This window comes from Streptococcus sanguinis, assembly GCF_050225395.1.
Lineage (GTDB): Bacteria > Bacillota > Bacilli > Lactobacillales > Streptococcaceae > Streptococcus.
On the sequence record NZ_CP071431.1, the window covers coordinates 1657628 to 1679261 of the forward strand.

Here is a 21634-nt window from a genome sequence, read left to right on the forward strand (position 1 = left end):
TGTGATTCTCTCCTTTCCTATTTAACTTTTTCCATGTTTCAATTATAGACTCAATTACAAATAAAAAACAGGACATAGATGTCCTGCTAGCCTTGATGATAGAGCCGAAGTTCTTTATTCCACTCCTCAGCCATTTTTTTAGATAGAAAAGTATGACCTAACAATCTTGCCAGTGTCAGTCCCTCTTCATAGTATTGTTGAGCTTTTTTCTCGTCCTTGTGTACGAAAAGCTCATATTCTCCCTCTAACATTCTTATCAGCGGTTTCTTTTGATAGTCCTCTGTCAATTCCATGATTACATTAAGTTTGTTGAGCGTATCTTTTGTATAAATGAACTCTTTTCGCTCGCACTCAATACCTGGGATTGTCAGTAGAGCATCTCGCATGAGAAAGAGATATTCATTTGGAATATAGTCAACTGACTGCAGTAATCGCTGAGCGATTCTTGCATATAATTCCTTATCAAACTTAGCTGACCGAATCTCCTCTTCATCTCCCACATAGATCTGATAGAGCTGGATGTAGAGTAAATCATTCACGTCATAATGCTTTTTACTCTGCAAATCGTCCAAATGCTGGGCAAAGAGAGTCATTCCATACTTATGGAATTTCTCAGAAGTATAAGTATAAATCTTTGATTGCAAGATATCCATTACATTCTGCTCAGCTTCTGGCAAATCATCATAATAAACTTCAAAAATTTCATCTATGATATGCTCCAATTCGAACAAAGCTTCGGTATTGCCATAAGTGGTCGTCCGAATCAGCTTATACTTCAAGCGCTGATAGTCAGTAGGTAGAGCTACATCTTCTTTTTTACTTCCTGTCAAAGTTGTCAAATCGACCTCTAGACAGAAAGCCAGATATTCTAAAGTAGAAAGAGTAGGCTGGGAAATGCCTGACTCCAAACGGGTTAACTGCCGTATAGAAAGCTTTGACTCATCACCACACAATTGCTCCTTAGTCCAGCCCCTATTTAATCGAAGCTGTTTCAAATGCTGTCCAAATTCTTTTCCTTGCATCGTCAATCCCCTCCCAAATAAATCAGGAAACTTTTGGTTATGTTATCATGTTATTCTAGATTTATTATAGCATAATTGGAAAGATTTTACTAATAAAATTCCAAAAAGATTACTTCCTTTTCTCAGTGATGAAATCTACCTAACTGTTGCAACAGTTAGGTAGAGCGGAGCTATTGAGACCTTAGGCTCAATAGCTAGTCATGGAACTCTGCAGGAGGTCGCTGACATCCGCCATCACTTGAGAAAAGCATGTAAATCTAAAAATTAGTATATTACAAGTATTAAAGGACCCCAAACTTAAAAGTTTAGAGTCCTTCTACCATATTCTTTTTTGAGTCTAAACACAAAAAAACTAGTAATACACATTCAAGTGAGAAGGCAAGACACGAATCGTTACTGGCAGTTGGTCACCCTCATCTCCGTCAACGTTGACGCTGAGCTCTGCCTTGTCATCAGCCAACTCAACTGTGATTTCCCTAAAGGTCAGATACTCGATATTATCACTTTCTTCTCCATTGCCCGAAATCAAATCCGGCACAGAAACCAAGGTGTCCAAGAGATTTTTATCCTTAAGATACAAAAGATGGAGCAAGCCGTCATTGACAGTAGCTTCAGGGAGAATGCTCTCGAAACCTCCGATAGAGTTGGTAGAGCCAATCAAGAGTGTACTGCTCTTTATCGTACGCTCTTCTCCATCAATATTTAAGTGAAATTCGTAAAAACTAGTATCCATCAACTGCTTGAAACCAGAGATAAAGTAGGCAAACTTGCCCCACTTGGTCTTGTCTTCTGAATCTACATTGTTAATCGACTCAGGAATAGTTCCAATGGCAACCACATTCATAAAGTACTGGTCATTAATCTTACCGATATCAAGTGGCTTGACTTTATTGATATCCAGATTCTGGATGGCTTCTTCAGCGTCTAGGGGAATGCCAAGAGCACGCGCCAAGTCATTGACCGTACCAAGTGGAAAGAAACCAAAGGTCGGACGATAGTCTAGTTCAGCCAGACCGCTGATTCCTTCATTGACTGTTCCATCGCCACCCATGACAAAGACGCTATCATAACGGTCTTCTGCTGCTTGCTTAGCAAAAGCCGCTGCGTCTCCGCCTTTTTCAGTATGCTTGACCACTACCTCATCGAAACATTCTGCCAGCTTTTCTCTTGCCAAGTCTTCATAGGACTTGGCTTTTTCGCCTCCCGAGCTAGGGTTGACAATTAATAGGACTTTAGACATAAAGAAACCTCTTTTCATTTGATAGCTCATTATACCATCTGGAAAACACTTTCACAAGAATTTGAATCTGCTGGCTTTCGAAAGACCAGAACAGCAGTTTAGTATTTAAACTCCATTCCACAGAAAAACACTTCTGCCGTTAGACTTTTCTGCCTAACTTTAGAAGTGCTGTCTTATATTTAGTTTTTCTATTAAAAGAAGACAATAAGAACAAAGGCAATGAGGTTATTGGCCAGATGTAGGCCCATTGAGTAGCGCAGATCCTTCTTAGCCAAATAGCCTAGGCCAAAGATTGCCCCCAAGATGAAGTAGACCAGAAACTGGACTAGATTGCCCGGCATGTGCAGAAGAGAGAAAAAGCTGGCAGATACAGTTAAATAGAGCAGGATTTTCGCCAAGCTATTTTGGTCAGGAAAGAGAAACTTAGCCAAAAATCCTCGTGTCAGCAACTCCTCGAGAACAGGAGCAAAGATTACCATGTATAGGAAGGCAAAGGCTGGCTGCTGCTGAATCAATTGTACAGCAGTGTTCTGATTGGCAGAAGATTCAATAGGAACTAGCTGCTGAAAGATGAGAAAAGCAAGCAAGAGAACACTGGGAAGCCAGATAGAACTGGTCAGCTTGGTGCTTTTGATTTCCAGTTTCAAATCTTGCTGGTACCATTTCCACATAGCAAAGAAATAGAGACTAGCAAGTATGACAAAGATTGGCAAAATCAATAGTTGAGAAAATCCTCCTGCCAGATAACGAACAGTATAGGCAACTATAGTAAAAAAGATAAAGAGATAAGACAAAAAAGCTAGTAAATATAATCCAAAATTAGTAAGAAAAGTTTTTAATTTCATAGTGACTCCTTATAGTTTGCTTTACTGAAACATAGCTAGCAGCAGTATTATAGCCATAGGAAGATTGTTCAGGATATGAACCAACATGGAATCTTTTATATTCCCCCGACGAGCATAGGATAAATATAAAACCAGTCCAAGTGCAAAATAAATTGGAAACTCTGTCAATTGAGTGATATGAGGCAGAGTGAAGACCACAGAAGTCACAATAGCAGGCAAAACTTTTTGATTATTTTTGAAAAAGAAGGCAGTTCCAAAACCGCGGAAAATTAATTCTTCCATGATAGGAGCAATAAAAGCAATCGTTGCAACAAAGAGCAAGGCAAAGAAGATATGCTGCGAAGACATCATTCCCCCTAGCCCTTGTATGGCGCTGTCATTACTGGTCTGGGAATTGCCGCTCAGGATGAGATTGAGATAAACACCGACAATAGCAGCCACTCTGGCAAGGAAAAAGAATAGAAAAGCAAAACCGATGTCCTTGCCAGACAGTTTGAATTTCTTCTTTTCTTCAGGCACATGCTTCTGATATCGCCGCCACAAGCTACGAAAAATTAAGAAAACTAAAATCAGATACAAGGCTACCAATAAGATTTCTGCATAAATCGGTAAATTCTTCCCGAGCCTTAAGAATAGCATCGGAGCAACATTTATAAGGAGGCTAAGAGCAATTAAGCCTATCCATTTTACAAGTCCTAAAGCAGTTGATTTGAAGTTGTTCATTTTGTATTCTCCTTTTGATAAATATTGATACCGACTTCCGTATCCTCAACAGCAATATCTCCCTTCTGCCGGAGAATAGTGGCAGCCAGGAAAAAATCTCCTGCACAGCCGGCTGCATGGAAGCTAGCAAGGACGATATAAGAAGCCGCAGTTAAAATATGCAAGCCATAGATTAAGGTCAGGGCTAAGCTAATCAGAAAGAAAGGTGCCAGGATAATGACGAACATCCTTTTCCGACTGTAACGACTGCCTGGGCTGGTCGCATAGGCCATGCCACTCTTAAAACCAAACTTGACCTTGGTATTTTCATCTCCCAAGACCTTGAAGAAAAAGCCGTGGATCAGCTCATGGATGACCATTAGAACAAGGAGGTAGAGTAAGTCAAAGAAATGAAAAACTTCGCTGCCCTTGCCATACATCAGAATAGCAATCCAAGTAAAGAGGGCTAGAAAAGGGAAGATCAGCAACACAGCCGTTATATTCAGAGCCAGATTGACCTTTTTATTATGGATAAAATCAAGTTCTTTCAGTAGTTTCATAATTTCCGCCTTTCATCGGGAAATAAGCTTATTTGAAATATTTTCTTACCATTGGATAATACATAAGATTGATATAGATATGGATCACCACTAGGACGACAAAACCGGAAACGACATTGAGGGGGGTGAAAGTTCCCACTATCCCTAAAACAATATAGAGGATTGGCAGAAGTCTCTGATTTACATTGAAGAGAATAAGATAGCACTGTTCATAATTGGCTTGCAGCTCTGACTCATCATAAGAGAGCACAAATTCTTTTATTTCCTCAGTAGTCGGAAAGGCTGATAGCTTATAGTGCCGCACCTTCTGAACTGTCTTTAAAAAGACAACTTGCAAAATAATATAAAGAAAGGCAATCGCATAATCTATAAAACTCCACTGAAGAGGGCTCTTATGATTAGTAATATTTCCAATAAAAACAACTCCAACTAAAATCGTAAAAAGAACGATAGCACTGCTGATATTAAAGATAATAGTCGCATATTCCAGATTTTTAAAGGTTAGCCGGTACCATTCATAATTCTTATCCTCATCTGCTTCTTTTTCATAGGCTTCATTGTATTTACGAGTCCGATAAATCAAGAAAAAGACCAAGGGATAGAGGATGATAAGGCTGGCCCTACCTAGCTGGCGCAGCAGTTGAACAGAAAAAATAGTCGACCAACTGATGTTTTTTAGCAGACCAGTTTCAGAAAACAAAATAGACAGACCGCCTATTAAAGCTCCAGCTAGAAATATAAGGACATTATATAAAACTCTTTTCTGTGTAGATATACGTTTTTGCTCTTTCACGACTTCTTCTCCTTTATTTTTTTACAATAGATGATACAAGAATGCTGAGGCTGAAGGACTGTTTTAGCTCCTGTTGAAATGAATCTTAATTGGTTCTTCATTCTGCTTCCTCCACCAGCCGAAAGACATTCTCAACGTTTTCATTGAAAATATGGGCAATCTTAAGGGCAATCACAATCGATGGGGTATATTCGCCTCTCTCTATAAGGCTGATTGTCTGCCTGGAAACACCGGCCAGCTTAGCCAGTTCTGTCTGATTGAGACCGTCACGCGCCCTCAACTCCTTGAGTCGATTTCTAAGCTGCATCATAAACTCCTTATTTATTATTCTCCCTTGGATAAAATCATTGTAACAGATTCTTTTCTTTTTGACAAGTATCTTTGTCAAAAAAATAATAATCATTGTCAAATTTTCTATTATCATAGACAAAAAAGAATCCAGCTCAAACTGAATCCTTTTCCTTTATTCATCTACTTCTGAAAATACTTCTTTTAAAATAGCAATACCCTGCTGGATTTCCTCCCTGCTGATAGTCAAAGGCGGCAGGAGACGGATAACATTTTCTCCGGCTGTCAGGATAATCAAGCCCTTCTGACGAGCGGCTTCAACAATCTTTGACAGACTGGCACTTGTTTCAATCCCAATCATCATGCCCAGACCGCGAACAGCAGAAATCTTTGGATGGTCCTTAAAAGCAAGCTGCAGCTGCTCCAGTAAGATGGCACTCTTAGACCTGACTTCTTCCATAAATCCCGTCTCTTTCATGATATTCAAGGTCTCCAAGGCAGTTGCCATGGATAATTTATTGCCACCAAAGGTAGAACCATGACTGCCAGGTCCAAAAGCGGGAGCCAAGCTGGATTTTCCTAATAGAGCTCCTGCGGGCAGGCCATTGGCCAGGCCCTTAGCTAGAGTCACAATATCCGGTATAATCCCATAATGCTCAAAGGAATAAAGCTGACCCGTGCGCCCCATACCTGTCTGTACCTCATCAACAATCAGCAAAATCCCCTCTTGTTGGCAAAAATCAGCCAAGTTTTTAACAAAGGCAACTTCTGCTGGTCGAACTCCTGATTCTCCTTGGACCAATTCCAGCATGACAGCGGCCGTATCCTGATTGACCAAGTCTTCTACGCCGGCCAAATCATTGTAAACCGCATAGCTGAAATGGGGCACCCCATCACCAAATCCTTTCTTGATCTTATCCTGTCCTGTTGCGGCCATAGCGCCAAAGGTCCGACCGTGAAAGGATTGCTGAAAAGTGATAATACCTTGCTTGCCAGTAGCTTTGCGGGCTAGCTTAATAGCTGCTTCATTGGCTTCTGCTCCGCTATTGCAGAAAAAAGCCAAATAATCATAAGAACCTGCCAGTTCCTGAGCCACCTGCTCTTGCAGAGAGCTAAGATAGAGATTGGGACTGTGCCAGATGCGCCCTGCTTGCTGGATCAAAGCCTGCTGGACCTGCGAGTGAAAGCCAAGATTGGTTACGCCAATCCCCGATGAAAAGTCCAAATAAGCCTTTCCCTCACTGTCAATCAGATAGGAGCCCTCTGCTTTAACAAACTCAATAGGCGCCCGCTTGTAGTTTTCAAATAAATAAGTCATCGTTATCCCTCTGCTATCAAGGTGCCCGTCAAAAGATTGTCACCAATCAGAACCTGCCCGACACCGGAAAGCACAGTCTGGACAGCACTCTCAATCTTAGGAATCATGCCGCCCTTGATGACACCTGTCTGAATCTTCTTGGACACCTGACTGGTCAGAATCTGGGGCAGAACTTTTTTGTCCTCTAGAACCCCTTCTATATCTGTCATCAGGATCAGCTTCTCTGCCTGCAAGCAACTGGCAACTGCCGCAGCTAGATAGTCTGCATTGATATTCAAGAGCTCACCAGCTGCATTTTCCCCTAGCGAAGCCAGCACCGGGACCATGTCCGCAGCCAGCAGCTGCTCTAGATAGGCAGTTTGAATCGCCTTCACCTGACCGACATAGCCATAGAGCTCTTTATCAATAAAATCTGCCGAAACTGTCTTTCCCAAATGTGAAACCAGCTGAAGGCTTTCAATATCTGAGTCGTTCAGTTCTTGTGTCAGCGTCCGGCCGACTTGACCTAGCAAAGCCTGCTCAATGATGGGTAAGTCAGACTTAGCTGTCACCCGCAATCCCTTAACCTTGTGAGTAGGCAGCTGACGCTCTTTCATGAGTTGGTTAATGACCAGACCGCCCCCATGAACGACCACGATTTTCTTACCAGCTGCTATCCACTCTTGCATCTGCTTGATAAACTTATCAGACAGTTTTTGCGCAGCAACACCGCCAATTTTTATAACAATCACATCTTTCATTGCATTTCTCCTTAGGTTCTATAGAGGGCATTGATTTTCACATAATCATAGGATAAATCGCAGCCCCAGGCCTGAGCTTCAGTGTCCCCATCGTGCAGGTCAATGGTCAAGGTCAGCAGCTCTCCAGCCATGGCATCACTAGTCTCCTCGGGATTAAATGCCACAGGGCTAGAGGCCTGCATAACTGGAATCCCCGCAATCCAAATATCAATATTATCTACTGAGACATCTGCTCCCGCATAGCCGATAGCTGCTAAGATTCGGCCCCAATTGGGATCTTGGCCAAAAATGGCGGTTTTAACCAAGCTAGAGCCAACGACACTTTTAGCAATCATACGGCCGCTACGTTCATCCTTGGCATGCCGAACATTGACTTCAATCAGCTTGGTTGCCCCCTCGCCATCCTTAGCAATTTTCTTAGCCAAGTCAGCCATAAGATAGCGGAGCATCTTGGAAAACTTTTCAAATTCTTCCGTATCTGGTAGAATTTCTTCGTTTTGTCGGCATCCATTTGCCATGACTAGCACCATGTCATTGGTCGATGTATCTCCATCCACCGTGATTTGGTTGAAAGTCGTCTCCACATGCTGACTGAGAGCCGCTTGCAGGGTTGCGCTAGAAATATTAGCGTCACAGGTGATAAAGGCCAGCATAGTCGCCATATTCGGATGAATCATGCCCGAGCCCTTGGCCACCCCCGCCATAGTCACCAGGTCTGAGCCAAACTCTTCTGTGACTACACAGGTCTTGGTACAAGTATCCGTCGTTAAGATAGCCTCAGCAAAATCTTCTGCCTTGCCACTCACTAGAATCTGTGACAGACCATTTTTAAGAGCATTCATTGGAAGCTGCTCGCCGATGACTCCTGTAGAAGCCAGACCTACCAAGTCGGGCTCAATCTTCAGCTTTTGAGCAGTCAATAGTTGCATCTCATAGGCAGCAGCCAGTCCTTGCTGTCCTGTACAGGAATTAGCAACACCAGAATTAACCACTATTGCCTGCAATTTCTGGCTCTTTTGAATTGATGCTTTGGTCACTAGAAGTGGAGCAGCAATGACCTTATTAGTTGTATAGACTCCTGCCACACTGGCCGGTACTTCTGATACAATCCAGCCAAAATCCAACTTCTTTTTCTTAAAGCCAGCGTGTAAACCGTCAGCCGAAAAGCCTAGCGGACTGGCAATCGTTCCATCAATAATCTTCATATCTAACCCTTTCTCATCTAGACATAGGACGGTTGACTGAGTAGTCCATCTGTTTCGGGAAAGCCCAGCATCAGATTCATATTTTGAACCGCCTGACCAGCAGCCCCCTTAATCAGGTTATCTAGCACAGCCACGACAGTTAAAATATTTGTCACAGGATTATAGTTAAAACCAATATCGGTATAATTAGTACCGACAACCTGGTGCAGATTCGGCAGAGCTGCTTGAATGCGGACAAAAGGCTTGTCCTGATAGCATTCCTGGTAAATAGCTGCCAGCTCTTCTCGAGTCAAAGGTTCTTTCAACTTGCTGTAAACTGTCGCCACGATGCCACGATTGAGCGGAATAAGGGAAGTTGAAAACTGAATCTGCTGCAACCCCTCATCAAAAAGCTGCAACTGCTGCACAATCTCTGGAATATGCTGATGCTGATTCAGCTTGTAAGTCACATAGTTGTCGTGCACATGGACAAAATGGCTGGATGCAGCTGGATTTTTTCCCGCCCCTGTCAAACCGCTCTTGGCATCAACAATAATGGAGTCCAGCTCAATCGCCTGAGCCTGCAGCAAAGGAATCAAAGCCAACTCTGTAGCTGTCGCATAGCAGCCGGGATTGGCAATAAATCGCTTCCCTCTGACATCTGTAAACTCAGATAGCCCATAAATAAACTCTTTTTGAACATAGTCTTCAGCCGGCTCTTTCTGATACCATTTTTTATAAATATTCCCTGGCAAACGATGATCACCAGATAGGTCAATGACTGGAAATCCTGCTTCTACAAAGTCTTTTGACAAATCTTTAGCCACTCCGCTTGACGTTGCAAAGAAAACAAGATCTGCTCGTCGCATTATTTCCTGACTGTCGAAAGCTTCTATTCTCAGGTCGCAAATCCCCTTCAAATGAGGATAAAGCTCTGACACAGGAGCCTCCATATCTTGACTGGCATGAAGGGAAACGACTTCTGCCTGCGGATGCTGCAGTAAAATACGGAGGAGTTCCATACCTGAGTAACCAGTAATTCCTACAATTGAAATTCGCATATTTTTAAAACACCTCCGTATAAATATGCGTTTTATTTTACTCGTATATCTTCCCTTTGTCAAGTATTTTCCGTATTTTTATGCAATATTTCCGAAAATATCATTATTTATTCTAAAAAAATTCATACTTTCTTGCCGAAAAGCGGCCTATTTGCTTCTCATATAGAGAAGTAAGAGAGCTAAAAAGATCTGCCCAAAGAGCAGACCTTTTCATCTATCTGTTATCTAATATTACAACTTCTCAGCAACTGCTGCTAGCAGGTCTGGAATAGCTGATTGCTTGCTGCCGCCGGCCATAGCCATGTCTGGCTTACCGCCGCCTCGACCATCTACAATCGGTGCCAATTCCTTAATTAGATTACCAGCATGTACGTCCTTAGTCTTGCTGGCTGCAAGAACATTGACCTTGTCTCCAATTGCTGCTACCAGTACGAGAACATCTGAATAGTCCTTCTGCTTCCAAGTGTCCGCGAAGGTACGCAGGGCACCCGCATCAGACACAGAGACCTGACTAGCGATAAAGCTATGTCCATTTGTCTCTTGAACATCCTTGAAGACTTCACCAGAGGCCGCTGCTGCTGCCTTTTCCTTGAGTTCTGCATTCTCTTTTTGCAGTTGACGCAGCTGCTCTTGCAACGCTTCTACCTTGTGAGGCACTTCCTTGATTTGCGGTGCCTTGAGGGTCGCTGCGATAGCCTTGAGCGCTTCTTCTTCCTCACGGTAGGCTTCAAAAGCTTCCTTGCTGGTGACTGCCAAGATACGGCGAGTTCCAGATCCGATACCCTCTTCTTTGACAATCTTGAAAATGCCGATTTCAGAAGTATTGCCTACGTGGGTTCCTCCGCAAAGCTCGACAGAGTAGTCGCCAATGGTTACGACACGAACTTTTTTACCATATTTTTCTCCAAAGAGCGCCATGGCCCCCATTTCCTTAGCCGTGTCAATATCTGTCTCTACTGTCTCTATAGCAAGGGCTTCCCAGATTTTCTCATTGACTTCTTGCTCGATAGCGCGCAGCTCTTCTGCAGTCACCGCTTGGAAGTGTGTAAAGTCAAAGCGCAGGAATTCTACTTCGTTCAGAGAGCCTGCCTGGGTTGCATGGTTACCAAGAACATTATGCAGGGCAGCATGTAAGAGGTGAGTCGCCGTATGGTTCTTCATCACACGATGGCGACGACTGTGGTCAATTTCCAGTTTATAGCTTTGACCCAGAGCCAGAGGAGCAAAAACTTCTACAGTATGCAGTGGCTGACCATTTGGTGCCTTTTGCACATCCGTAACTTGCGCTACCAGCTTGCCTGCTCCATCAAAGATTTGACCGTGGTCGGCTACCTGACCACCCATTTCTGCGTAGAATGGCGTTTCTGCAAAGATAAGGGCAGCTGTTCCTGTCTCAACAGACTCCACTGCTGCATCATCTGCCACAATAGCAAGGAGTTCAGCTGTCAGCTCTTCTTTTTCGTAGTTAAAGGCACTCTCTACGGTGATGGCCTGCAGGGTTTCATTTTGCATGCCCATTGAGCCACCCTTGACGACAGAAGCACGCGCCCGATTCTGCTGCTCTTTCATAGCCGCTTCAAAGCCAGAACGGTCCACAGTCATGCCTGCTTCTTCAGCGATTTCTTCGGTTAACTCCAGCGGGAAACCGTAAGTATCGTAGAGTTTAAAGGCATCTTGACCAGCAATAACAGTTTGTCCCTTAGCTTTCAAATCTGCCACGATTGTTTCTGCAAAATGTTGACCAGAGTGCAGAGTACGAGCAAATGATTCTTCCTCACTCTTGATAATCTTTTCGATAAATTCTTGCTTTTCAAGAACTTCTGGATAGTAGCTTTCCATAATCTTGCCCACAGTTGGTACAAGTTTGTAAAGGAATGGCTCATTGATCCCCAGCTTTTGACCATGCATTGAAGCACGACGGAGCAGACGACGAAGAACATAGCCTCGACCTTCATTTCCAGGAAGAGCCCCATCACCAATGGCAAAGGAAAGCGAACGAATATGGTCTGCGATAACCTTGAAACTCATATTGTCGCCATCTTGGTCATAGACCTTGCCAGACAGCTTCTCTACTTCACGAATAATTGGCATGAAGAGGTCGGTCTCAAAGTTGGTCTTAGCCCCTTGGATAACTGCGACCAAACGCTCCAACCCTGCGCCCGTATCAATGTTCTTATGTGGCAATTCCTTGTACTCGCTACGCGGTACAGCAGGGTCTGCGTTGAATTGTGACAAGACGATATTCCAGATTTCGATATAGCGATCGTTTTCAATATCTTCTTCTAAGAGACGGACTCCGATATTTTCTGGATCAAAAGCCTCACCCCGGTCAAAGAAAATCTCTGTATCCGGCCCAGAAGGTCCTGCACCGATTTCCCAGAAATTATCCTCAATCGGAATCAAATGACTAGGCTCAACTCCCATAGCAATCCAGCGGTTGTAAGAGTCCTTGTCGTCTGGATAGTATGTCATGTAGAGCTTGTCTTTGGGGAAATCAAACCACTCAGGGCTAGTCAAAAGCTCGTAAGCCCACTCAATCGCTTCATCACGGAAATAATCACCGATAGAGAAGTTGCCCAGCATTTCAAACATAGTATGGTGGCGGGCAGTTTTTCCGACATTTTCAATATCATTGGTTCGAATGGCCTTTTGAGCATTGGTAATCCGAGGATTTTCCGGAATGATGGTTCCATCGAAGTATTTCTTGAGGGTTGCTACACCAGAGTTAATCCAGAGCAAGGTTGGATCGTTGACCGGCACCAAGCTGACAGATGGTTCTACTGCATGACCTTTAGTTGCCCAAAAATCCAGCCACATTTGACGAACCTGAGCACTTGACATTTGTTTCATTTCTTTTTCTCCTTAATTTTTTTCTAAAAATAATTGCATTATGACGACGAATTTTCCAGCATTTCAACATAATCAATAGCGACACAGAGGGAAATCACCAAATCTGAATAAGTCTCCTCATAGACACTCACCTGATAAGTAGAGGTTAGATGAAAGAGCTCCTTTGTAATCTCTGCAACGACTTGATTGCTGTCATCCAGCAGACGAAAGTTTAAATCCCAGATATTCCCTTCAACTCGAAGACCCAAATTATCAAATTTATATTTATCACGCAAAAAAGAGAATTTCTTACGGATATAAAAGCTATGCCCGCTGCTGAGTTTGATTTCAAACTGGGGCAGGAGGGTTATAAGGGTCTTGGTAATCTGACTGACGATTTGTCCTTGACTATCATAGATAGTAAAGGTCTTAGGAATCTGGAAGAAAGAGCCTTCCACTTGATAATCCACATTTCCTCGATCATCCTTGATATCAAAGCGTTCGCCGCCTAAGCGAAATTTCTGTTTGACAAGATAGGTTTTCATTATATTACCTCCACAGTCAACATAAAAGACAAGTTCCTTGTCCGAAGGGCGAAAAACCGCGGTACCACCTTCATTCAATGAACTTGTCATTCTCATTTCATATTCTATTTTTCAAGATGAGTAGCATGATTCTCCGTCTCAGATGGCTCGCAGCACCGCCAATTCTCTGAACTAAGAACTTGAAAAATCAATTCTCACCAGTCTTATTATACTTGCTTATTCTCTTTTCGTCAACCTTATTCTGCGGCTGAGGATGAAGCTTCTGTTGAACTGCTTTCAGCTGCTGAGCTAGACTCAGATGTCTTTGAGCTGCTGGCAGCACTTGATGAAGAAGTTGAAGAACCTGTCGTTTCGATATACTGAGCAAAGACAGATTGGAAAGCACTGTCCTTAACCTTGATGTTGGCATCTTTCAGCTCTTTCGCCACAACGCTTTGTATAAAGCTAGTATCTTTTTCTTTTTGCGCAATGATAATCTTTTTCAGCTTGTCTTTGTAGTCTTTCCAGTTAGAAGATTTCTCTGACTTCTTGACTAACTTAACAATATAGTAGCTTGCTGAGTACTGTGAATCTGGCACTGTCACAAGGTCTGAAACGCCATTTTCTTCCAAAGCAAAAGCAGCTTTTTTGACAGCATCTGGAACATCAGTAGAGCCAGAGTCAAACTTGATTTCTCCGCCTTTTTCCTTAGTGGCAGCATCGGTAGAGTTTTCCTTAGCGATTTGACTGAAGTCTGCTCCTTCTGCTTTAGCTTTTTCGAGAACTTCCTTACCTTTGTCTTCGCTGTCAACCTTGATGATTTGAGCCGTTACTTCTGGCGTGTAGTTTTCAAAGGCAGCCTTGTAGTTTTCGTCAGTCAGCTCTTTTTCAGCAGCCTTCTTAACGGCATGCTCTACCAGCATATTGGTGCGGATTTGCTCCTTGTAGGCATCTTCGGTCAATCCGTTTTGAGCCAAGACTTGGGCAAAAGCTGTACCGTAAGCAGTTTTAGACTTTTCGAAAGCATCCTTAACGTCCTTGTCTTTGACATCTTTGCCGTATTTTTCTTCAAAGATGTCTTTGATAGCCATCTGTAGCAAGACCTGCTGAGCTGCACCATTGTTTTTCACTTGATCGTAGAACTCATTGACAGTAATCGTGTTTCCTTTCATGGTCACGATGTCCTTGCCTTCTGAGTTAGAACATGCTGCTAATACAGCGACTGACAAGAGTGTCACAGCTCCTGCAAATATTTTTTTCTTCATTTTATATTGACTCCTTATTCTTAAAAGTTCATGTTTTCTATTGTAGCACAAATTTGAATTGATATCTTAAATTTTACTAAAAATTTTTGGAAATTAGGAAAAAATCATAGATGTCATTTTTTTCTAATCATAAGCAGCCCATCTCCTAACGGTAACAGACTCGCAGTCAAATCTGGATTGTCCAGAGTTGCGTCAAAAAGACTATGCAGTCCTCGGTAAATAGCCCGTTGGCCACGCTTAATGTCCTCAAAAGGCTTAGCAACATCTCCTCCTTGAAAGACATCATCAATGAGGACTAGGCCACCAGGATTAAGGCGCTTGAGGACTTGGGGCAGAAAGACTACATACTTGGACTTGGCAGAGTCCATAAAGACAAGGTCGTAAGAATCCTCCAGTGTCTCAAGTAAATCCACCGCATCGCCTTCCAGCAGGGTGATCTGCTGACGGCTGTCATACTTGGCAAAATTAGCCTTGGCAAGCTCAATCATCTCTGGATTGCGATCAATAGTCGTAATCTGGGCCTGAGGAGCATGTTCTGCCATCAAAAGGGCCGAAAATCCAATAGCCGTCCCGATTTCTAAAATCTTCTCAGGCTGCAGGCTTTCGACTAGCAGGCGGAAGTAAGCCACTGTCTCATGGGGAATCACGGGCACATTTTCAGCTCTGGCAAAATCCTCCAATTCCTTGAGGCCACCAGTGACCGGCTGGAGACGCTGTCTCATAAAGTCCACGACTTCTTCTTTGACCACTGGCCGGCGCATATTGGGATTAGAGTTTTGATTATAAGTCTCGACCATCTTATGCCAGTCCCAACTTTTCTACCAAGGCTTCGAATTCATCCAGACGACGCTCAAAGACAGCAAAGGCAGCATTTAGGTAGTCTTCCTTTTCCATATCCACACCTGCTTTTTTGATGACATTAAGTGGATAGTCAGAGTTCCCAGCTTTCAGATAGTCCAGATACTTGTCCTTGTCTTCCTGACTTCCATGGACAATCTTTTCAGCCAGGGCAGAAGCCGCTGAAAATCCTGTCGAATATTGGAAAACATAGTAATCATAGTAGAAATGCGGAATCCGAGCCCATTCGTACTGAATCTGTGGATTATCTTCTTTTTTCAGTCCATAGTATTTCTCGTTCAAGTCAGCATAGAGCTCATTGAGAAACTCGCTGGTCAAAACTTGACCTTCTTGGTCAGCCTCGTGGATAGCATGCTCAAACTCAGCAAACTGGGTTTGACGGAAGACCGTTCCTCGGAAGCCATCCAAGAAGTGATTGAGGATAGCAAAGCGGGTAGCATCATCTTCTACTTCTTCCAAGAGCTTCTCTGTCAGTATGTTTTCATTGGTCGTCGAAGCAATCTCAGCTAGGAAGATAGAGTAGTCTCCATAGACATAAGGCTGGGTCTCACGAGTATAGCTGGAGTGCATACTGTGGCCTGTCTCGTGCACTAAGGTAAAGAGATTGTCCAGCGTGTCCTGCCAGTTGAGCAACATAAAAGCATTGGTATCATAAGAACCGCCTGAGTATGCTCCTGAGCGTTTGCCTTGATTTTCATGAACATCAATCCAGCGCTCTGAAAAAGCTGTCTTCACTCGGCTCAAATAATCCTCACCCAGAATAGCCAAAACTTCCTCAGACTTAGCCAAGGCTTCCTCATAAGTGAACTTGTAGTCTGTCTCTGACAAAGGTGTGTACATATCATACATCTTCAAATCAGAAATGCCTAAAATCTTCGCTCGCAAAGCAATATAACGCTGCAAGAGAGGCAAATGCTTATTGACAGCTGAAACTAGGCTGTCATAAACACTTTCTGGAATAAAGTCAGCTGACAAGGCCGCTTCACGGGCAGATGAGAACTTGCGGACTTTCGCATTGTAGTTGTGAACCTTGACATTGGTCTGCAGAGTCTTAGCATAGGTATGCTGATACTGCTCGTAGACGCTGTAGAGAGCCTCGTAAGCTTCCTTGCGGACCTCTCGGTTCTTAGACTCGACCAGGGTGATATAGTTACCGTGGCTGAGCTGAACTTCATTTCCATCTTCATCATGCACCATCGGAAAGACAATATCCGCATTATCCAAGATAGCAAAGGTTTCGCCCGCTGCACCAAAAATTTCACCAGCACCGGCCAATAGCTCCTCTTCGCGCTGTGTCAGGATGTGGGCTTTCTTTTTCAAAAGCTTGTCAAAATAATGCTGATACAGCCGTAAACCTGGCTGCTCAGCCAAGAAAGCTTGGTATTGCTCTTCTGTAATCGCCATAAATTCTGGCTCATAGAAAGCAAAGCTTTGACCAAAGTCGCTGTAAAGAGTCATACCTTTAGCCTGATACTCTTGGTACTTAGCTACACGTGTATCCTGATCATTCTTCATGTGAGCATAAGAATAAAGCTTTTCAATACGACGCATCAAGTCCAACTGGATTTCAGTCGTTGTTAAGAGACTGTCCGCTGAATCCAGCAAATGTCCAGCCAGATCAGCTGCTTTCTTCACTTCTTCTGAAACCTGCGCCAACTCCGCTTCAAAGGCTTCATCTGTTGGGAAAATTGTACTCAAATCCCAAGTATATTTTTCTTCAATTTCATTTCTTTGTTTTGCCATAAAAAATCCTCCGACTCCCCTATTCTATCACAAATCAACGTAAAATCCTTGTATAAAAAGCCGGTGAATAAACAATTTGCAGATTTTTTTGCTGAAGATTGGCGTAATAATTCTCAAACTGCTGGTAATAGCCAGTCAAATCAGTAGTTATCTGACAGAAGGAGGCAGCTTGTATTGGGCGAACCTGTGGATAGAAATCCTCTGCAGTCTTAGTCAAGAGATTATCGCCATTCTGGTAGAGCTGGGCCTGCAGCCTCATCCATCTAGGCTGCTGGTAATAAAGCTGACGGCGGATATAATTGCAGATCTGCGGATCTTGCTGGGTCAGAAAGCTGTTCATCTCCTGCTTTTGAAAGGGCAAACGCAAAATATCCAAAAGCCGGCCGTGACCAAAGGGAAAGTTCTTGGTCTTGTGCTGGACCTTTCCATGCAGATCTTCGTGAATCAGGTATTTGAGACGTAAAACTCGCTTTTCTTGATCCAGCTCCCAGAGATGAAAGCCCATATTTTTACTAAAATAGAGAAAATCCTTTTGTAGACGGGTTAGAGAATCCTTGAGCCAAAGTTTTCTCCCCAAGAGCCAGAGAACCTGATAGCCATGCTGGCGGTAAGAAAGCGTCCGTTCCTGTAGCCGTTCTATACTTAGAGGACTGCACTGGACTTCTAGCGCCAGTTTTTTATCGACCAGCAAATCAGCAATCTGCTGCAGAGCAGGCAAAAAAGTCTCCACCTCAACTTCTTCTGTCTGTACAGCCCAGCGGAAAAGCTCCGCCTTGAGGTTGAGGTGCTCAGCGCTCTCATTTTCCCTGTAAAAGCTACACTGCTCTAGCGAAACATGCGCAAAATGCGGCTGCATAACCTTCCCTTTTTTAAAACGGACTGCCCCTGAACAAGCGGGGCAGACGAAATCAGCTCCCTTCTCAATCTTCTCCTCCAGAGCATTACACAAAAGCCCCTTATGATTTCGCGCCACAAACATATTCTAACCCCTCTAAAATTTCTCTCATTTACTAAAATATTCGCAAAAGAAAAGAGAAAGTATCTACACCATCAAAAAAACGATTCGGAGAACATCTCTCCGAATCGTTTTTCATTATCCAAATAATTGATTTCCTTTTCGTTCTGGCAATTTTAAAAAGAGGGCCAGCAGACAGACTAGGCAGACAACAGCTGCTAGAAAGAGGTTCATTCCTTCGTAACCCCAACTGTCCAGAAAATGGCCGGCCAGATTTTGAATGAGAATGGTTCCTAGACTGCGGGCTGTCTGGACCAGAGCAATGGCTGTAACTAGGTATTTTTCATCGACCAAGCTAGCTACGATTTTCAAGGTCACCATAATCAAAACCATGCCTGTCACGTGCTTGGAAAGGAGAGTCATCCCGATTTTCGAAATCAAACCTAGGTCTAAAGCATAGACGCTGTACTGGAGAAAGATGATTCCCAGACAGATATATAGAAGCTTTTTCATCGAAATCTTGTCCATAAAGAGATAGGAATAAAAGATAAAAGGCGCTTCAACCAGAACTGATAAGGCAACGACAGTCGAAGCCATATCCACCTCTAAGCCACTATGCTGTAGCATGGCAGGGATATAGGTATGACCAGTATTCCCCACCCCAGAGTAGAGGGCGACCAAAAGCAGGTAAAAGAGATAGGTTTTGTTGGTCAAGATCTTCCCCAGACCTGTCTGCTTGCGGGTATTCCTGCTTTCTAGGGCTGCTCGGTCGTGCTTGGGCTGGATTCCCAAAAGCCCTATGCTGCTGATAAGCATCATGCCAATAAAGACTGGGAAAATAGCTTGTGGTGCGACTCTTTGATAAATCAATCCTGCCAGCTGAGAGCCTAGTGCATAGCCAATGGTTCCCCAAATCCGAATCTTACCATAAGTATAAGGACTTTGAGCTGCCAGAACATCCATGACTGGATTGACCCCGTTAACCAGCATGAGGACCAGACTATACCAGACCAGTAACTGCCAAAGCTGAGTCGCTTTCATGAAAAATACAGCCCCAACCATCATAACTAGAAAGCTAAAAAGGAAGATCTTTTTAATCCCCAAAGCATCGCTGAGAATCCCAAACAGCGGCTGAGCCAACATGGAAGCAAAGAAGGAAGCTGACACTACCATAGATACTTGGGCATTAGAATAGCCTAAGTCCTGCATATAGACTGATATCAGAGTCGAAAAAAGAGAGTAGGCTAAGAAGAAAAAATTAAAGAGTAAAAAATGAGCTAGATAGCTGTTATGAAACTTTTTTTGCATGAAAATCTCCTTAAGACAGAAAGAAAACTCAGCAAAAGAACTGAGTTTTAGTTTGGAAAGTCATTCCGTTCGTATGTGACAGAGGACATTCCCTTTATTCAACATCTGTATTTCTACGACGTTCCTGCTTTGCAGCCTTGCGTTTTTGGCGACTGCGGTATTCAAAGTACAGAATGATTAGCAGGATGCCAACAGGCAGCATAATTAACATCTTATCGCTGAAGAACACACCATACCAAGGCTTGCTTTCCGACTTGCTGCCAGTCACATTTTCAATAGCCTGAGCAACTGGATTCTCAACTTTCTCGACTTTCATTTCATCAGAGATCTTGCTAGACAAGGTCTTCAAGCCATTTTCAGCCTTGAGAACATTGTTTTCAACCTTGACTTTAGGCTCGGTTCCCTTTTTAACAGTAGCGTAGAAATCCTCAGGCAGCTTATATTTCTGTCCATCAATCTCCTGCTCACCCTTGGATAAGAGTTTTTTGTACTCGTAGTCCGCATAAGCCTTCTCAATCAAAGCATTACCAAAAGGATGGCGGTAATACTCACCGTCTTGGTCAGACCAGTCACCGACTCCCATAATCACAGCAATCATGCGCTGATCTCCACGCTTAATGGTCGCGATATAGTTGAAAGCACCGTTAGGACTAGAGCCTGTCTTCATACCATCTACGCCCTTGAGTGCGTATTTAGCACCCGGCAGGGAGTAATTATAGGTTTCAAAGGTCTCCTCGTAAGGAGTTCCAGCTTTAACCGTAACCTTGGCTTTATTAGTATAGTTTAGAATCTCAGGATGGTGATTGACAAAATTGTAAGCCAGAATCGCCAAATCACGGGCTGTTGTCTGATTGCTAGCATAATTATCGTAGTTTTGAGGGTTATAATAGCCCTTAAAAGAAACCGCCGCTGCACCGCTGGCATTGAACCACTTGGTATTCGTCATGCCCAGCTCTTGAGCCTTGGCATTCATCCGATCCAAGAAAGCATCTGGATCATTGTCCGATAGATAATTGGCTAGCATAACGGTTGTCGCATTGGATGAAGGCACGATTGTCATGGTAATTAGCTCAGATACGGTATAGTCCACACCAGCGACAATTTTATTATTAGAAATTTCATAAATATTTGCAGTGGCTTGATCCTGAGGTGTGGCTGTAATGACCGTCTTTTCGCTGATTTTTCCTTCTTTAATCGCTTCAAAGACCAAGTAAAGCGTCATAAGCTTACTCATACTGGCTGGATCACGCACCTCATCAACATTATCCTCCCAGACAACATCACCTGTACTGCCGTCAATAACGAGAGAAGACTTGGGACGATTAATCGCCTGAACATTATCATGCGGATACATCTTTTTAGCCATATCCACCAATTCATCAGCCCTAGCAGCTAGTGGCGCTAAAGAGGTCAGGAACGCAATTCCCAATAACAAAAGCTTTTTCTTCACAGGATCCTCCAAAGAACAATTATACCTATCTAGTATATCATATTTTACGCAAAGTTAACCATAAATCTAAAAATCCTACCTAAAAAATAGATAGGAAATTAAGAGACTTTTATCTGGCAAAACCAGTTTTATAGCAATAGCATTAAAATCTTAGTGATTTAACAAGCTAAGCGCTTCCTTATCAGCGATAATCACAACATCTGGATGCTTCTGGAGAGCACTGCCAGGCAGCTCCTCCGTCACCTCACCCTCAACAGTCCCTGCTATAGCCTTGGCCTTAGCTGAACCGTAAGCAAAGAGAATGATGGACTTAGCATTGAGAATGTTGCCAATCCCCATGGAAATAGCCTGAGTCGGAACATCTTCCATCTTGTCGAAGAATCGAGCATTGGACTGAATGGTGGACGGTGTCAAATTCACTAAGTGAGTCTGGCTGTCAAAACTAGTTCCCGGCTCATTAAAGCCGATATGACCATTCGTACCGATTCCCAAAATCTGTAAATCAGCTGGATGCTCTGCAAGAAGCTGATTGTAACGCGCCACTTCTGCTTCTAAATCTTTCGCTGCGCCATTAGGCAGGAAGCTTTCTTTAAAAGGCTTTTGGTTAAAGAGGTGCTGATTCATGAAATAGCGATAAGACTGAGGATTGTCCTCCTGCAAACCAACATATTCATCCAGATTAACACTGAACATCTCTGAGAAATCAAGATCGCTCTCAACGATTTGCTTGTAAAATCCTTCTGGGCTGCTGCCTGTAGCTAATCCCAACGTTTTTGCCCCCTGAGCTAGCTTTTCTTTGAGCAGTTCGAGAGCCACTTTTCCACCTTCTACTTGGTTTTCCACTTGAATAATTTTCATTTTCTACCTCCACTTCTTTTCTTAATTTTATTATATGGTATAGACCAATTTTTGTCAAGAAAAAGTCTGCAAAATAGACATACTTTTTAGT

General features: G+C 43.2%; 20 protein-coding genes. All 20 read right to left on the reverse strand.

The features are described from left to right. Positions 1-86: 86 nt before the first annotated feature. A complete protein-coding gene (locus J1C81_RS08045) occupies positions 87-1022 on the reverse strand; it encodes a helix-turn-helix domain-containing protein (RefSeq protein ID WP_002904132.1) in 936 nt (311 codons plus the stop codon). Positions 1023-1374: 352 nt separating this feature from the next. Continuing rightward, positions 1375-2292, reverse strand: coding sequence for a diacylglycerol/lipid kinase family protein (locus tag J1C81_RS08050; RefSeq protein WP_002915598.1), 918 nt, complete (start codon positions 2290-2292; stop codon positions 1375-1377). A gap of 161 nt (positions 2293-2453) precedes the next feature. Beyond that, positions 2454-3107 (reverse strand): CPBP family intramembrane glutamic endopeptidase, encoded by a 654-nt coding sequence (locus J1C81_RS08055; protein WP_002915599.1) that lies wholly within the window; start codon positions 3105-3107, stop codon positions 2454-2456. Between the two features lie 21 nt (positions 3108-3128). Then, positions 3129-3830: a CPBP family intramembrane glutamic endopeptidase gene (locus J1C81_RS08060; RefSeq protein WP_002915600.1), complete on the reverse strand. Its 702-nt coding sequence runs from the start codon at positions 3828-3830 to the stop codon at positions 3129-3131. After that, on the reverse strand, positions 3827-4369 hold the full coding sequence (locus J1C81_RS08065) for a DUF3267 domain-containing protein (RefSeq protein ID WP_002915601.1): 543 nt from the start codon (positions 4367-4369) through the stop codon (positions 3827-3829). Before J1C81_RS08065 ends, J1C81_RS08060 begins: the two co-directional genes overlap by 4 nt. A gap of 28 nt (positions 4370-4397) precedes the next feature. Further along, positions 4398-5162, reverse strand: a complete 765-nt coding sequence (locus J1C81_RS08070; RefSeq protein ID WP_002915602.1) for a DUF3169 family protein — start codon at positions 5160-5162, stop codon at positions 4398-4400. 97 nt (positions 5163-5259) lie between these two features. After that, positions 5260-5469, reverse strand: a complete 210-nt coding sequence (locus J1C81_RS08075; protein WP_009659847.1) for a helix-turn-helix transcriptional regulator — start codon at positions 5467-5469, stop codon at positions 5260-5262. 156 nt (positions 5470-5625) lie between these two features. After that, entirely contained in the window at positions 5626-6768 is a 1143-nt protein-coding gene (locus tag J1C81_RS08080) for an acetylornithine transaminase (protein ID WP_002915604.1), read from the reverse strand. 2 nt (positions 6769-6770) lie between these two features. Continuing rightward, complete coding sequence (argB, locus tag J1C81_RS08085; protein ID WP_002915605.1) at positions 6771-7508, reverse strand: acetylglutamate kinase; 738 nt, start codon at positions 7506-7508, stop codon at positions 6771-6773. 11 nt (positions 7509-7519) lie between these two features. Continuing rightward, a complete protein-coding gene (gene argJ, locus J1C81_RS08090; RefSeq protein WP_002915606.1) occupies positions 7520-8713 on the reverse strand; it encodes a bifunctional glutamate N-acetyltransferase/amino-acid acetyltransferase ArgJ in 1194 nt (397 codons plus the stop codon). 17 nt (positions 8714-8730) lie between these two features. Further along, a complete protein-coding gene (gene argC, locus J1C81_RS08095) occupies positions 8731-9753 on the reverse strand; it encodes an N-acetyl-gamma-glutamyl-phosphate reductase (RefSeq protein ID WP_002915607.1) in 1023 nt (340 codons plus the stop codon). Between the two features lie 231 nt (positions 9754-9984). Continuing rightward, positions 9985-12603, reverse strand: coding sequence for an alanine--tRNA ligase (gene alaS / locus J1C81_RS08100; protein ID WP_002915608.1), 2619 nt, complete (start codon positions 12601-12603; stop codon positions 9985-9987). Positions 12604-12641: 38 nt separating this feature from the next. Then, complete coding sequence (locus J1C81_RS08105; protein WP_002915610.1) at positions 12642-13223, reverse strand: LURP-one-related/scramblase family protein; 582 nt, start codon at positions 13221-13223, stop codon at positions 12642-12644. Between the two features lie 140 nt (positions 13224-13363). Continuing rightward, positions 13364-14371, reverse strand: coding sequence for a peptidylprolyl isomerase PrsA (gene prsA / locus J1C81_RS08110; RefSeq protein WP_002896039.1), 1008 nt, complete (start codon positions 14369-14371; stop codon positions 13364-13366). A 113-nt stretch (positions 14372-14484) separates the two neighbouring features. After that, on the reverse strand, positions 14485-15168 hold the full coding sequence (locus J1C81_RS08115; RefSeq protein WP_002915612.1) for an O-methyltransferase: 684 nt from the start codon (positions 15166-15168) through the stop codon (positions 14485-14487). Between the two features lies 1 nt (position 15169). After that, positions 15170-16972 carry an oligoendopeptidase F gene (gene pepF / locus J1C81_RS08120; RefSeq protein ID WP_002915617.1) on the reverse strand — a complete coding sequence of 601 codons (1803 nt, stop codon included), beginning with the start codon at positions 16970-16972 and terminating at the stop codon, positions 15170-15172. Between the two features lie 34 nt (positions 16973-17006). Continuing rightward, positions 17007-17951 (reverse strand): competence protein CoiA, encoded by a 945-nt coding sequence (locus tag J1C81_RS08125; RefSeq protein ID WP_002915618.1) that lies wholly within the window; start codon positions 17949-17951, stop codon positions 17007-17009. Between the two features lie 114 nt (positions 17952-18065). Then, on the reverse strand, positions 18066-19235 hold the full coding sequence (locus J1C81_RS08130; protein ID WP_002915620.1) for an MFS transporter: 1170 nt from the start codon (positions 19233-19235) through the stop codon (positions 18066-18068). Between the two features lie 94 nt (positions 19236-19329). After that, positions 19330-20685 carry a DUF1958 domain-containing protein gene (locus J1C81_RS08135; protein WP_080555505.1) on the reverse strand — a complete coding sequence of 452 codons (1356 nt, stop codon included), beginning with the start codon at positions 20683-20685 and terminating at the stop codon, positions 19330-19332. 150 nt (positions 20686-20835) lie between these two features. Then, the gene (locus J1C81_RS08140) at positions 20836-21543 is read right to left on the reverse strand and encodes a glucosamine-6-phosphate deaminase (RefSeq protein WP_002915622.1); all 708 of its coding nucleotides are present in this window, start codon (positions 21541-21543) and stop codon (positions 20836-20838) included. Between the last annotated feature and the right edge of the window lie 91 nt (positions 21544-21634).